The 14,740-nt window shown below is 59.3% G+C and carries 10 protein-coding genes; 4 read left to right on the top strand and 6 right to left on the bottom strand.

Translation table 11 applies throughout. From position 1 onward, the window contains the following. Nucleotides 1-124: 124 nt before the first annotated feature. Nucleotides 125-349, bottom strand: coding sequence for a YgdI/YgdR family lipoprotein (locus KGB25_RS04090; RefSeq protein WP_008026328.1), 225 nt, complete (start codon nt 347-349; stop codon nt 125-127). A gap of 222 nt (nt 350-571) precedes the next feature. On the opposite strand from KGB25_RS04090, the gene KGB25_RS04085 reads away from it, so the two are divergent. The 4 genes from KGB25_RS04085 to KGB25_RS04070 all read left to right on the top strand — a co-directional run bounded on the left by KGB25_RS04085 (nt 572) and on the right by KGB25_RS04070 (nt 7,543). Further along, a complete protein-coding gene (locus KGB25_RS04085; RefSeq protein ID WP_411740524.1) occupies nt 572-2,224 on the top strand; it encodes a VRR-NUC domain-containing protein in 1,653 nt (550 codons plus the stop codon). Beyond that, nucleotides 2,221-4,500 (top strand): ATP-dependent DNA helicase, encoded by a 2,280-nt coding sequence (locus KGB25_RS04080; protein WP_223434318.1) that lies wholly within the window; start codon nt 2,221-2,223, stop codon nt 4,498-4,500. Before KGB25_RS04085 ends, KGB25_RS04080 begins: the two co-directional genes overlap by 4 nt. 127 nt (nt 4,501-4,627) lie before the next feature. Continuing rightward, nucleotides 4,628-5,536, top strand: coding sequence for a zeta toxin family protein (locus tag KGB25_RS04075; protein WP_223434317.1), 909 nt, complete (start codon nt 4,628-4,630; stop codon nt 5,534-5,536). A gap of 87 nt (nt 5,537-5,623) precedes the next feature. After that, nucleotides 5,624-7,543, top strand: coding sequence for a PAS domain-containing sensor histidine kinase (locus KGB25_RS04070; RefSeq protein ID WP_008026336.1), 1,920 nt, complete (start codon nt 5,624-5,626; stop codon nt 7,541-7,543). 503 nt (nt 7,544-8,046) lie between these two features. Here the strand turns inward: KGB25_RS04070 and KGB25_RS04065 are convergent. The 5 genes from KGB25_RS04065 to KGB25_RS04045 all read right to left on the bottom strand — a co-directional run bounded on the left by KGB25_RS04065 (nt 8,047) and on the right by KGB25_RS04045 (nt 14,683). Continuing rightward, nucleotides 8,047-9,195 carry a MalY/PatB family protein gene (locus KGB25_RS04065; protein ID WP_223434316.1) on the bottom strand — a complete coding sequence of 383 codons (1,149 nt, stop codon included), beginning with the start codon at nt 9,193-9,195 and terminating at the stop codon, nt 8,047-8,049. Between the two features lie 104 nt (nt 9,196-9,299). Next, a complete protein-coding gene (locus tag KGB25_RS04060) occupies nt 9,300-10,619 on the bottom strand; it encodes an OprD family porin (protein WP_223434315.1) in 1,320 nt (439 codons plus the stop codon). A 55-nt stretch (nt 10,620-10,674) separates the two neighbouring features. Next, on the bottom strand, nt 10,675-11,328 hold the full coding sequence (locus tag KGB25_RS04055) for a hydrolase (RefSeq protein WP_008041483.1): 654 nt from the start codon (nt 11,326-11,328) through the stop codon (nt 10,675-10,677). A 186-nt stretch (nt 11,329-11,514) separates the two neighbouring features. Continuing rightward, nucleotides 11,515-12,783, bottom strand: a complete 1,269-nt coding sequence (locus KGB25_RS04050) for an OprD family porin (RefSeq protein WP_008041484.1) — start codon at nt 12,781-12,783, stop codon at nt 11,515-11,517. A 127-nt stretch (nt 12,784-12,910) separates the two neighbouring features. After that, nucleotides 12,911-14,683, bottom strand: a complete 1,773-nt coding sequence (locus KGB25_RS04045) for an acyl-CoA dehydrogenase C-terminal domain-containing protein (protein WP_223434314.1) — start codon at nt 14,681-14,683, stop codon at nt 12,911-12,913. Nucleotides 14,684-14,740 lie beyond the last annotated feature (57 nt).

Genomic DNA, 14,740 nt, shown 5'->3' with positions numbered 1-14,740 from the left:
GGTGATGTGGCGCCGGTAAGGGCCTCTTCGCCGGCAAGCCGGCTCCTACAGGTTATCGGTGTTTTCATGAACGACGCATGACCTGTAGGAGCCGGCTTGCCGGCGATGAACGATAACGCGGTCTTCAGTCTTCCTTGCGAACCGTGGCCACGTCATTAACCTTGACCTTCACTTTCGCCCCGGAAATATCTTCGAACTCGTAAAAGCCTTCTTTGGTATTGGCTTTTGGCATGTCCTTGGTCAAATATTGAGTGCCGTTCTGCAGTGTCACCACCGTTGGCGTCGAGCAACCGGCCAGGGCCAGAAGGGCTGCCGCTACCAGTGGCAAACCCAGTGTCTTGATATTCATAACCACCTCTCATCCTCCAAAAATCAGCGCGACTGCTTCAAATCCTTCAATCGCCGCTGCACTTCTACCGCCGTTGGTGCGACGGATCCCCAGAAAGTTCGATGGGCCACCCAAAAAAAACCGGATCGCGCCGCCGCTTATCCTTTTCCGTTTGCACCGGACGGGTCGTAGCTGGTATCTGTACGCATAACCAGTACTCGTACGCCGCGGCCCTGTTTCCCTGTGACCACAAATCCCCTCGACGATCCGTTCTATTACTTGAACAACTTCATGCAAGTGCTTGATTGGCTTGAACATCGTTATGCCGATGTATTGAGTGTCGAGGAGCAATGCTTCATCCGTGAGTTCAATCGACTGCCCCGGGAACCCCGTGCGCTCCTGGTCCGGATGGTCATGCGCAAGGGCGTTCACTTCAGGGCGAGCAAACTGCATTACGTCGAGATCGGCGACATTGCCATGGCCGCTGAGCCGCTGCTGGCCCAGGGCTGGATCGATGAGCAGTCGCCGCTGCCGCTCGACGAGGTGTTCGAGGCGTTGCTCAAGGCCGAAATCCTTCAATGTTTCGGTGCCGCCATCGATCAGCCCAAAGGGAAAAAGTCCGACTGGCTGCCTGCATTGAGCGAACGGTTTCCCGAGGTTCAACCCTTCAATCAGTGGTGCGCGCCACTGGATGATCGGTTGTTCAGCCTGACTATCATGGGCTTGTGCGATCGCCTGCGCCTGATGTTTTTCGGCAACCTTTACCAGGACTGGTCGGAGTTCGTGCTTGCCGACCTTGGCATTTTTACCTATGAAAAAGTCGAGTTCTGCGCCGAATCCCGCGGCTTGCGCAGTCGCGAGGACGTGGACGCCTGCCTGTTTCTCCATGACTGTCAGCAGCAGTTCGAGGCCGGTGAAGCGGTGGCGACGGTTGTCGGGCAGATTAACGGGCTGGCGCTGAGCAATCCCTGGCTGCAAATACGGCGCAGCAAATTGCTGTTCCAGATCGGTCAGCACTGCGAACGCGTGGCGGATTTTGCCAATGCCCTGGGCATATACCGCGAGTGCGCCTGGCCTGGCGCACGGTCGCGGTTGATTCGTGTGCTGGAGCGCTGCGGCGAGTATCAGTTGGCCATGGACCTGGCCGTTGCTGCCGGGCAATCGCCGGAAAGCGCCGCCGAACAACAGCAATTACTGCGAGTGGTGCCCAGGCTGCGGCGCAAACTCGGCGGGCCGGCAGTGAAACGATCCTCTCCACGGGAAATGCAGCGTCTCGATCTGCAACTGCCTAGAACCGACCCGACGCTGTCGGTGGAGTTTTACGTTCAGGCGCATCTGGCGGAGGAATCGGCGCCGGTGCATTACGTCGAAAACAGCCTGATCAACTCGTTGTTCGGGTTGCTGTGCTGGCCGGCAATCTTTGCGCCGTTACCGGGGGCGTTTTTCCACCCGTTCCAGCGCGGGCCGGCGGATTTGCTCAATGAAGACTTCCAGGCGCGCCGGGCCGACCTGTTTCAGGCCTGCCTCGCCGAGCTGGATGACGGACGTTACCGCCAGACCATCCGTGAGCGGTACACCGCCAAGTGGGGCGTGCAGTCGCCTTTCGTGTTCTGGGGCGCGTTGAGCGAACCACTGCTTGAACAGGCCCTCGATTGCCTGCCCGCTGAGCACCTCAAACACTGGTTCAACCGCCTGCTGCTGGACATCAAGGCCAACCGCGCCGGCATGCCGGACTTGATCCAGTTCTGGCCGCAGCACAAGACCTACCGCATGATCGAAGTCAAAGGCCCCGGTGATCGCCTGCAGGACAACCAGTTGCGCTGGCTCGAGTTCTGCCATGAACACCAGATGCCGATTGCTGTTTGCTACGTGCAGTGGGCGGAGCAGGGCGCTTGAGCTACAGCATCGCGGTGCGGGCGTTGTGTGAATTCACCGCCAAGGTCGGGGACCTCGACCTGCGCTTCACGCCCTCGCCGACGGCACTGGAGGGGATCGTCGGCCACCGTACGGTGGCGTCCCGGCGTAGCGAGGGTTACCAGAGTGAGGTCGCGCTTGAAGGTCTGTACCAGACGTTGAAGGTCAAGGGCAGGGCGGACGGCTACGACCCGGCGCAAAACTGCCTGGAAGAAGTCAAAACCTATCGCGGGGACTTGAGCAAACAGCCGGCTAACCATCGTCAACTGCATTGGGCGCAGGCCAAGGTCTATGGCTGGTTGATGTGCCAGAAACTGGGCCTGGCACAGATCAACCTGGCGCTGGTGTATTTCGACATCGTCAGCGAAAAGGAAACCTGTCTGGTCGAGGCCTTCAGCGCTGGAGAATTGCAGGAGTTCTTCGAGCAGCATTGCCGACTGTTCCTGCATTGGGCCGAACAGGAAATGGCCCATCGCGAGGCGCGCAACGGCGCGGCGCAGCAACTGGCGTTTCCCCACGCAGGCTTTCGTCCGGGCCAACGGCATTTGGCCGAGTCGGTGTTCAAGGCGGTCAGCACCGGCCGGTGCCTGATGGCGCAGGCGCCGACCGGCATCGGCAAGACGCTTGGCACGCTGTTTCCGATGCTCAAGGCGCTGGCGCCGCAGCAACTGGACAAGGTGTTCTTTCTTACGGCAAAAACGCCGGGGCGCAAACTGGCGCTCGATGCTGCGCAGGTGATCCTCGACAGCGCGGATGCGCCGCCGCTGCGGGTTCTGGAGATGATCGCCCGGGACAAGGCCTGCGAACATCCGGACAAAGCCTGCCACGGCGAATCCTGCCCATTGGCCCAAGGCTTCTATGATCGCTTGCCGGCCGCGCGCCAGGCCGCCAGCGAGCTGTCACTGTTGAACCAGAATGCCTTGCGCGAGGTGGCCGTGAAACATGCGGTGTGCCCGTATTACCTGAGCCAGGAAATGGCCCGCTGGTCAGACGTGGTGGTCGCCGACTACAACTATTATTTCGATTTCAGTGCGCTGCTGTTCGGGCTGGCCCAGGCCAATAACTGGAAAGTCGCGGTGCTGGTGGACGAAGCCCACAACCTGGTGGAGCGCGGCCGGCAGATGTACAGCGCCGGTCTCGACCAGTCGGCCCTCAACGGCGTGCGTAAAACCGCGCCCGAGCCGTTGAAAAAATCCCTGCAACGGGTCAATCGTGAGTGGAGCGCCCTGCATAACCTGCAACTTGGTGCGTATCAGGCCTACGATAAGCCTCCGGAAAAATTGCTTCAGGCGCTGTCCTCGTGCAGTGCGAGCATTGGCGATTACCTCAATGATCACCCGCAGGGCCTGGACAGTGCATTGCAGACGTTTTATTTCGACATGCTGCAATTCTGCCGCGTTGCCGAACTCTTCGATGAACAGTTTCTGTTCGACATCAGCAAGCGGGACCTCGAGCGCAAAAAGTCGCTCTCGCAACTGTGCCTGCGCAACGTGGTGCCTGCCGGTTTCATCCGCCCGCGCCTGACGGCCGCACGCAGTACCGTGCTGTTTTCCGCGACGTTGAGCCCGCGTCATTACTATGGGGATCTCCTCGGGACGCCGGCGAACACGGTGTGGATCGATGTCGAATCACCGTTTCACGCTGACCAGTTGAAGGTCCATATCGTCAGTCAGATCTCTACGCGGTTCGTCCATCGACAGTCGTCCCTGGCGCCGATCGTCGAGCTGATTGCCCGGCAGTTCAGTCAACGCCCCGGCAACTACCTGGCGTTTTTCAGCAGCTTCGATTACTTGCAGCAAGTGGCGCAGTTGCTGGCCGAAAAACACCCGCACATCACTGTGTGGGCGCAATCGCGGGGCATGGGAGAAGCCCGGCGACAGGATTTTCTCGATCAATTCACCGCGCACAGCCAGGGAGTCGGCTTCGCAGTGCTGGGCGGGGCATTTGGCGAAGGCATCGACTTGCCCGGCGCGCGGTTGATCGGTGCATTTATCGCCACCTTGGGCCTGGCACAACTCAACCCGGTCAACGAACAGTTGAAACATCGCATGGCCGCGATTTTCGGGGCCGGTTACGACTACACCTACCTGTTTCCCGGCGTGCAGAAAGTGGTGCAGGCTGCGGGGCGAGTGATCCGCACCCAGCAGGATGAGGGGGTGGTTATGTTGATCGATGACCGGTTTGGCGACAGCAAGGTCAAGCAACTGCTGCCGCGCTGGTGGTCGGTTGCCCCAGCGATTTCGCTCTCGGCTGAGTAGGATTTTTTACCTTAAAAAACATCGACATACCTTGAAAAACTCAGGCATTTGAACAAGTGGCGAATGCCCGCTTTATTCATAGAGGCAATCATCACTTTCAGCCAGTCTTTGATAAGGAAATCAAGGTATGTCAGCAGCACCGAACTATACGTACACCCAAGAGCAGGTCACGGCGTCATTCGATGAAATAAAAGCGACGCTGTTCAGCGGCATCACGGCCGAGGCAACCCCGAAAATGCTGATCGTTGCCGGCCTGCAGGGATCTGGCAAAACGTATCTGCTTGAAAAAAGTCTTCTGCCTTCGGGCCGCTACAAAAACTACGTGCGCCTGTACCTGCCCGAATACCGGAAAAAACACCCTCACTACACCGAGATGATCAAGCTTGGCGTTCTGCATGCGTATGAGCATACAGAGGCGTTTGTACGTGAGGTCAGCGCGATGATCTTTACGCAGGCATTTGTCGGCAAATACAACATCGTCATGGAGTGCGCATTCGACAGCCTCGATTTCGCGTCTTTTCCGCCGACGGCAACTGCCGCCGGTTATCAATTCGAGACTCATATCGTTGGCTGCACCCAAGAGTTCGCTCATGTGTCGAGCATCAAGAGAGCACTCAACAGCCTCGAAAACCAGGAAATGGAAAGATTTCTGACGGGATCAACACTGGCTGCCAGCATGGGGTATGCACAAGCGATCATCCTGGCCATCGAGACAGCTTCAAAGGCGATCAGCGGTTCGCAAATCACTGTGTACGAACGCGGATTCGGCGTGTTGAAAGAACGGGCGATACGGGCTCAGAGCACTTACACCGTGGATGCCGACGGTTCGCTGACCAAAACGACAACCCTGAGGCATTTTGAGCACATCGTTTACTCGCGGATTATTGATAACCCTGTTTTTGCGGTGAATGGTCACCACGAAATCATCAAGGAGTGCCATCTGGCGCTGCTCAAGATCGCGGGTCATACCCAGCAGGTTCCGAGTTTCGTATACAACGATTTGTATGCCTGCATTGTCAGATACACAAACCGATAAGACTTTGCGTCGAGCGGGGCATTTCGGCTTTCCAAACCCCGGGTTTGTCGCATACTCCTCAAAAAACAATCACGACGTGAGGGCTCAATGAACGAAGATCGAGGCAAAGCCAGCACCATCGAGGACGGGCGCTTTCGCCTGTTGATCGATGCGGTGATTGACTATGCGATCTACATGATTGATCCCGACGGCATCATTACCAGTTGGAATGCCGGCGCTCGACGCTTCAAAGGGTATGAGGAAGCGGAAATCCTCGGTCAGCATTTTTCGCGGTTCTACACCGAGGAGGACCGTCTCAAGGGGATGCCCCAACGAGCCCTGGACACCGCCATTCGCGAAGGGCGATTCGAGGGGGAAGGCTGGCGGGTGCGCAAGGACGGTACGCATTTCTGGTGCCATGTGGTGATCGATCCGATCCTCGATTCGACGGGCAAGTTGCTGGGGTTTGCCAAGATCACCCGGGACCTGACCGACCGCAAAATGGCTGAAGAAGTGCTCAAGCAAAGCGAACAGCAGTTCCGGCTGCTGGTGCAAAGTGTCACGGACTACGCCATCTACATGCTCGACGCTGACGGACGGCTGACCAACTGGAACCCTGGTGCCCAGCGCATCAAGGGTTACTTGCCCGAAGAAGTGATCGGTCAGCATTTTTCGATGTTTTACACCCCGGAAGACCGCGCAGCCGGTGAACCGAAGCGCACGCTGGACATTGCCATCCGTGAGGGGCGATTCGAGAACAAAGGCTGGCGAGTGCGCAAGGACGGCACGCGGTTCCTGGCGCATGTCGTGGTCGATCCGATCTGGGGCGATACCGGGACGTTGCTCGGTTTCGCCAAGATCACCCGGGATATCACTGAAGCGACCCGCGCTCAGCAGGCGCTCGAACAAACCCGTGAGGCGCTTTTCCAAGCGCAGAAAATGCAAGCCATCGGGCAATTGAGCGGGGGGATTGCCCATGACTTCAACAATTTGTTGACGGTGATCCTTGGCAATCTGGAAATCGTGCGCAAGCGAATCGGGGACGATTCGAAGATCACCCGATTGCTGGACAACGCCACTCAAGGCGCCTTGCGCGGAGTGGCGCTGACCCAGCGCATGCTGGCCTTTGCCAGGCGACAGGAACTGAAGACCGAGTCCGTCGAGATACCGACGTTGGTGGAGGGCATCACCGGCCTGTTGCGCAGTTCCCTCGGGCCTTCCGTAGTCCTCGAAACCCGTTTTACGGAAACGATCGAGCCTGTTTGGGCCGACAAAAACCAGCTCGAACTGGCAGTCCTGAACCTGGCGACCAATGCCCGCGACGCCATGCCCCATGGCGGCAAGCTCCTGATCAGCGCCCGTTCTGAAGACGCCGGCGATCATTCCTCGCTCAGGCCAATGACAGGTCGTTATGTTTGCCTGAGCATCAATGACACCGGGGAGGGCATGGACGACGCCACACTCGCCGTGGCGATGGACCCGTTCTTCACCACCAAAGGGGTCGGCAAAGGTACGGGGCTGGGATTGTCGATGGTGCATGGCTTCATCGAACAATTGGGCGGGCGATTCATTCTAAAGAGCCAGAAGGGCAAGGGCACCACGGCCGAACTGTGGATTCCCGTCGCGACGCAGGGTTCGATCGCCAAGCCTGCCCAGGAGGAAGCCGCACCGCCGGTGCCTCGTCTGTGCGTACTGGTGGTGGATGACGACAGCCTGGTGCTGACCAGTACCTGCCTGTTGCTCGAAGATTTGGGGCATCAGGTGATCAGTGCGGTATCCGGGGCTCAAGCGCTGACAGTGCTCGACAGCGAACAGGTCATCGACCTGGTCATTACCGACATGGCCATGCCGCAAATGAACGGTGCGCAACTGGCGCAGGCGATCCGAAGCATCAGGCCCGACCTGCCGATCATCCTCGCCACGGGTTACGCCGAGCGGCTGGAAGGCTTTGCGACCAGGCTCCCGCGCCTGTCCAAACCATTCACGCAACTCAACCTGGTGGAAATCATCGCCTCGACATTACGGTAACAAACCGCCCGGCTCTTCAAGCGTACGCGCTTATTCTCCCGCGCCCGTAGGAGCCGGCTTGCCGGCGATTGGCCCCTGAGCCCTGCAGTGACCTTGCGGACGCCATCGCCGGCAAGCCAGCTCCTACAAGGTGCGAGGTGGCTGGCAGGGATGTGTGTCGCGACAAATTCCTGTAGGAGCCGGCTTGCCGGCGATTGGCCCCTGAGCCCTGCAGTGACCTTGCGGACGTCATCGCTAGCAAGCCAGCTCCTACAAGGTACGAGGTGGCTGGCAGGGATGTTTGCCGCGACAAATTCCTGTAGGAGCCGGCTTGCCGGCGATTGGCCCTTGAACCGTGCGGTGATCATGCGGACGTCATCGCTAGCAAGCCAGCTCCTACAAGGTACGAGGTGGCTGGCAGGGATGTGTGCCGCAACAAATCCCTGTAGGAGCCGGCTTGCCGGCGATTGGCCCTTGAACCCTGCGGTGACCTTGCGGATGTCATCGCCGGCAAGGGGGGCTTGTTAGCGGTCGCGCAAACTGCGCTCCATCCGTGCGATGCCTTCCTCCAGCAACGCGCGCGGGCAGCCGAAGTTCAGGCGTACGAACTGTTGGCTGTCATCGCCGAAATCCAGGCCAGGGCTAAGCCCGACCTTCGCCTTTTCAAGGAAGAACTGCTGCGGGTTCTCCAACCCCAGCGCCGAACAGTCGAGCCAGGCCAGGTAGGTGCTCTGAGGCACATTCATGCTGATGCCGGGCAAGCGCGTGCGAACGGCTTCCACCAGATAATCGCGGTTACTTTGCAGGTAGTCCTTGAGCGCGGCCAGCCACGGAGCACCTTCGGTGTAGGCAACACGTGTCGCTTCCATGCCCAGCGGATTGACGCTGTCGACCATGCCGCAGCGTGCATGGTTGACGCGCTCGCGCAGGGCGCGGTCTTGAATGATCATGAACGAAGTCTTCAGGCCGGCGATGTTGTAGGCCTTGCTCGCCGACATCAGCGTGATGGTGCGCCGGGCGATTTCCGGGCTCAACGACGCGGTGGGTATGTGTTGGCGGCCGTCGAAGCACAGTTCGGCATGGATTTCGTCGGAAATGATCCAGGCGCCCTGCGCCACGCAGATATCGGCCACCGCTTGCAGTTCTTCCCTTGGGAACGCTTTGCCCAACGGGTTGTGCGGGTTGCTCAGCAGCAGTGCACCGCCGCCTTCCAGCGACTGGCGCAAGGCCTGAAGCGGCGTGGCGTACGTGCCATCAGCCATCGGCTCGAAATTCAGTTCAACCTTGTTCAGGCCCCAATGCCCCGGTGCATGACGCAGCGGTGGGTAGTTGGGCGTTTGCACCACGACATTCTGTTGCGGCTGGACCAGCGCATTCAGGGCCATGTTGAAACCCGATTCCACGCCCGGCAGGAAAACCAGCTCCTGCGGCTCGACGCGCCAGGCGTACTTGTTCCAGAGGTCGGTCACGATGGCATTGCGCAAGTCATCCTGCGCCACGCTGTAGCCGAGCAACGGGTGTTCCAGACGTTTTTGCAGGGCCTGGATGATCACCGGTGGCGCGGCAAAATCCATGTCGGCAACCCACATCGGCAATACGTCGGCCGGGTAGCGGCTCCACTTGGTACTGCCGGTGTTGTGGCGGTCGAACACCTGATCAAAATCGAAGGTCATGCTCATTCTCATACAAGGCAGGGTTGTTTTCGGCGGTCATGATAAACGCCAACCCCTGTGGGAGCGAGCCTGCTTGAGAGTGCGAGCACGCCGGCTGACGATTATCAGAAACGGCCGAAACTCAGCGGGTACTCGATAACGACATAAACCCTGTCGATATCATCGCCCGCCTGGGCGCTGTTGGCCCGGTGCGAGACATGGGACAGTTGCAGCGACAAGCCCTTGGCCGATCCAGACTGCACGATGTAGCGCAAGTCGATGTCTCGCTCCCAATGCCGTCCACCATCACCTTGCAGCGGCCTGTACGCACCGACCGACTCATCGAACGGGTTGTAGGCGCCACCCTTGGGTGCGTGCGTACCGTCGATCTGGCTGCCTGTGACATAACGGGTCATGAATTTCAGCCCGGGAACGCCATAGAGGCCCAGATCAAGGTCGTAGCGAGCTTGCCAGGACTGCTCGTGGGCACCGTTGAAGTCGGCGTATTTGATCGAGTTGGCGAGGTAGATCGAGTCGCCACCGACGAAGTCGAACGGGGTATCGCCGTTGACCTTTTGATAGGCCAACGTGAAGGCGTGGGCATCGACGGTGTATTTGCCTGACAGGCTGAACGCTGTGTTGTCGATAGCACCGGCCAACGCCTGGCCTGTGTCCTGCGTGCGATAGAGATTGGCGTCGAGGAACCAGCCGGACTGTTTCAGGTGCAGATTGGCGTAGTACTGATGCCAGGTGTCGGTCAGCTCTGAAGCATAGAGGGCCGCGCCGAACGGACTTTGCGTAAACAGGTCGGCACCCAGAATAGAAATGCCGCCCGCTTCAGTGTTGGCGCCGTAGCCGTAAAAGTTGTCCTTGCCCGAAGCACCGTCCTGATTCTTGAACGCCGTGAAGTGGCCGGCGACCAGATTCATCCCCTCAATCTCGTGGCTGTTCACCAGAAAACCGCTGGCGTACTCGGGTTGCAGGCGTTTATCCGCGGTGTCGAACACCGGGGTTTCGACCATCATTTCACCGAAGGCCAACGTGGTTTTCGATGCCTTGATTTTCAACGCGCCGCCAGCACTGGAATAGTTGTCTTCGCTGCGACCGTCGCTGTCCAGCGGCAATAATCCTGTCCCGGAATGGCCCTTGCCACCGTCCAGTTTCAATCCTAGAAAGCCGTGGGCATCGAGTCCGAATCCGAGGGTGCCGGGGGTGAAACCGGATTCAAAAGAGCTGATAAAGCCCTGAGCCCATTCGGCTTTGTAGCTTTTGCCTGCCGGCGTCGGGGATCGATAGTCGTTGTTGAGATAGAAGTTTCGGCTCAGCACTTCAAGCTTCGCGCCGGCCAGCAAGCCCTGCGATTCATCTGCCTGGACCATGCCTGATAACAGCGCCGGCAAACACAGGCACAACCCGCGACTGAGGTCTCGTGAGGAAAACGTCATCGATCAGTCCACCGCGAAGGGAAGCGGCTCCGGAACCCCGGAGCCGCGTTGTTACTTAATGACCTTCGGAGGCGCCGAACATGGTCTTGGCGTAGATCAGGCCCAGACCGTAAGAACCGCCGTTGGCGATCGAGGTTTTCACGGTTTCGTCGTAGGTCTCGGTACGTGCCCAGTCGCGCTGCAATTCAAGCAGGTATTGCAACGAAGTCATCGGCCGCGCGCCGATCTGGATCATGCGCTGCATCGCCATTTCATGGGCTTCGGTGGTGACGTCGCCACAGGCGTCGGCAATCACGTACACCTCAAAACCCTGGTCGATGGCCGACAGCGCCGGGCCGACGATGCAAACGGAGGTCCACAGGCCGGCGAGGACGATTTTCTGTTTGCCGAACTTATTCACTTCAACGGCAATGCGCTCGTCTTCCCAGGTGTTCATGCTGGTGCGGTCGATGACGTTGTGTTCCGGGAACACCGATTTGATTTCGTCGAAGATCGGGCCGGAGAAGCTTTTTTCGGCAACGGTGGTGAGGATGGTCGAGACCTTGAAGCCGCGCGCCGCCTTGGCCACCAGCGCGGCATTGTTGCGCAGGGTCACGGCGTCGATCGACTTGGTCGCAAAGGACATTTGCGACTGGTGATCGATCATGATCAGCGTGTGGTCGGTTGGGGTCAGCAGGGTTTTGCCGGGTACTGCTTTTGCGATAGCCATGGCGATGTCCTTACGGGGTGAGTGAGGAGGCCATGGTGGCGTAGAGTCGGACGGGGATATTGAACCGATGTGCTGTGTTTTGACTTTCTTGCGGGGGAGGCTAGCCAGTTCCTACAGGATCGGGGTGTACGCCCCCCCCTGTAGGAGCCGGCTTGCTGGCGAAACAATGGTGGCCGTTATAGCGCCTTACCAGATCGGCAACGTGTAACTGACGATCAACCGGTTTTCATCCAGATCACTGCCAAAATTTGTCGAGCGCACCGTCGCATTGCGCCATTTCACCCCGACGTTTTTCAGCGGTCCGCTCTGCACGACATACCCGATATCGGTATCGCGCTCCCATTCCTTGCCTTCAGGGCGGTTGTTACCCAGGTCTATATCGGTACCGTTGATGTAGCGGGTCATGAACGTCAGGCCGGGAATGCCGAGGGCGGCAAAGTTGTAGTCGTAACGGGCCTGCCAGGATTTTTCGTCCTTGCTGGCAAAGTCGCCGATCTGTACGAAGTTCACCAGGAACGCATCGGTGCCATTGATGTAGGCATACCCGGTGTCGCCGCTCATGCCTTGATAGCCCAGGCCGAATGCATGCCCACCGAGGTTGTAGGTGAACATGGCGCCAATTGCCTTGTTGTCGACATTACTGCCGCCATCATCGATGGAGCGTGCGAACCGCAGATCAGTCTTCAACGATTGACCGACGGTGACCGGCAACACGTAGGTCAGGTTGACCAGGTGCTGGCTGTAGAAATTGTCGAGGTGGCCGTAGCTATAACCAGTGGCGAGGTTGCTGGTCCATTTGTAGTTCAGGCTGGCGAAATCGAAGCTGTCGCTGTCCAAATGGCGGCTGGTGATGCCCTTGGCGCCGGTTCGGGTGATGCCCATGTCCTCATAGTCCGAGGAGTCGCGCTGGTTGACCTGCGTCAGCCGTCCGGCATCCACGGTCAGGCCTTCGACTTCCAGCGAAGTCAGTTGGCCGCCCTTGAAGGTTTGCGGCAACAGCCGTGAATCGTTGGCCAATACCGTCGGCAGCTTGGGCAGCAATGTGCCCAGTTTCAATGTGCTCTTGGATGCGCGCAGTTTGGCGGTCAGGCCCAGTTCACCGTATTCGTCCTGCGCGCCTTTGCGCGTGTCGCGATGGCGCTGGAGCAGGCCGGAGCCGGCGCGATCCGGGCTGGAGTCGAGTTTGACGCCTACCAGGCCGATCGCATCGAAACCGACCCCGATCAGCCCCTCGGTAAAGCCGGATTCGTAGCGCAACAGGAAGCCTTGCGCCCATTCCTCCTGTTTCGATTGCGCCGCGTTGGTCTGACGATAGTCACGGTTGAAGTAGAAGTTGCGTAGCTCAAGGCTGGCCTTGCTGTCCTTGATAAAGTCAGCAGCGGCGGGGGCCGAGAGGCTGATGACGCCGCCGGCCAGCAACAGTCGGGTAGCGAGAGTGCGGGTGTTGCGATCCATGTGAAGCCCCTTTGTTTTTATTATGAAATGACGGCTTGCGCGACCCTCGCCAACCGGGCGAGGGCTTACCAAGAAAAAACGCGAGCGCCGAAAAGAGAGGAGCGTGGCGCCGCGTGCGGTTCAATCGTTAGAACTGCTCGGCGCTCAGACCGAACAACGAGGCACTGCCGGCGCGAATCGATTGTTCGAGGCTCAAAATGCGCGGCAGCAGGCGATGGAAGTAGAAGTCGGCGGTGGCGATCTTCGCACCGTAAAAGTCTTCGTCGTCGGTTCGCTTTTGCCGGGCAACCTGCGCCATGCGCGCCCACAGCCAGGCGTAGGCCACATACCCGAACAGGTGCAAATACTCCACGGAAGCGGCGCCGACTTCGTTGCGGTTGGTCGCTGCCCGGTCCTGCAACCAGTCGCTCAGGTCTTCCAGGCGCTGCACGGCATCGAACAGTTGCGCGCTGTAGGGCGCGTCAGGCTGGTGGGCGAAATGCCGAATCTGGCCGGTGAACTGACGCAACGCGAAACCGTTATCGGCCAGCACTTTGCGCCCGAGCAGGTCCAGCGCCTGAATACCGTTGGTGCCTTCGTAGATCTGCGCGATGCGCACATCGCGGACCAATTGTTCCTGGCCCCATTCGCGGATGTAGCCATGGCCACCGAACACTTGCTGGCCGTTGATGCAGCTCTCCAGACCGGTGTCGGTGAAGAAGGCCTTGGCAATCGGCGTCAGCAGCGCGACCAGGCTCTGGGCGCTCTCGCGTTCTTGCGCATCGTCGGAAAATTTCGCCAGATCGAGCTGCTGCCCGACATAACTGGCAAACGCGCGGCCACCTTCAGTCATGGCTTTCATGCTGAGCAGCATGCGGCGCACATCGGGGTGGACGATGATCGGATCGGCGACTTTGTCCGGGGCCACGGTGCCGGTCGGGGCGCGGCTCTGAATGCGTTCACGGGCGTAGGCCACCGCACTCTGATAGGACGCTTCGGCGCAGCCAATGCCCTGAATACCGATGGACAGGCGTTCGTAGTTCATCATGGTGAACATCGCTGCGAGGCCTTTGTTGGCTTCGCCCACCAGCCAGCCGCTGGCACCGTCGAAATTCATCACACAGGTGGCCGAGGCCTTGATGCCCATCTTGTGTTCGATCGAACCGCAACTTACGGCGTTGGCCCGGCCAAGGGAACCGTCGGCATTGACCAGCACTTTGGGCACCACAAACAGCGAGATGCCTTTCGGTCCGGCCGGCGCGTCGGGCAGTTTTGCCAACACCAGATGGACGATGTTTTCGGTCAGGTCCTGATCGCCGCCGGTGATGAATATCTTGCTGCCGGTGATGCTGAAACTGCCATCCGCCCGAGGTTCGGCGCGGGTGCGGATGATCCCCAGATCGGTGCCGGCATGGGCTTCGGTCAGGCACATGGAGCCGGCCCAGCGACCTTCATACATCGGCGGCAGGTACAGGTCTTTCAAGGTCTCGCTGGCGTGGGCATCCAGCGCCAGGCACGCACCGGAACTCAATGCCGAATACAGCGCGAAACTGGAATTGGCGCCGTAGAGCATTTCTTCAAACTGCACGGCGAGCATTTTCGGCATGCCCATGCCGCCGTACTCGGGATTACCGGACAGGCCGACCCAGCCACCCTCGATGTACGTGGCATAAGCCTGTTTGAAGCCGATGGGCGTGGTCACCTGACCTTCATGCCACTGTGCGCCTTCTTCGTCGCCGCTGCGGTTCAAGGGTGCGATCAGGTGCGCGGTGACTTTCCCCGCTTCCTCAAGGATCGCGTCGGCGATGCCGGCATCGATGTTGTCAGCCAGGGCAGGCAGGCGTGCCCACAGGGCCGGGGCGTCGAACACCTCATGCAGGACGAAGCGCAGATCGCGCAGGGGGGCTTTGAATTCGGGCATAACGTGAACCTCGACAGGACGGTTGTGCACGGCGCCGCAACCGGGCGCCGTGCCTTT

It is taken from the genome of Pseudomonas sp. BF-RE-21 (assembly GCF_019947305.1).
In the GTDB taxonomy this organism is placed as follows: domain Bacteria; phylum Pseudomonadota; class Gammaproteobacteria; order Pseudomonadales; family Pseudomonadaceae; genus Aquipseudomonas; species Aquipseudomonas migulae.
The sequence above is the reverse complement of the archived record's forward strand: the minus strand, read 5'-3'. Positions and strand labels throughout refer to the sequence as shown.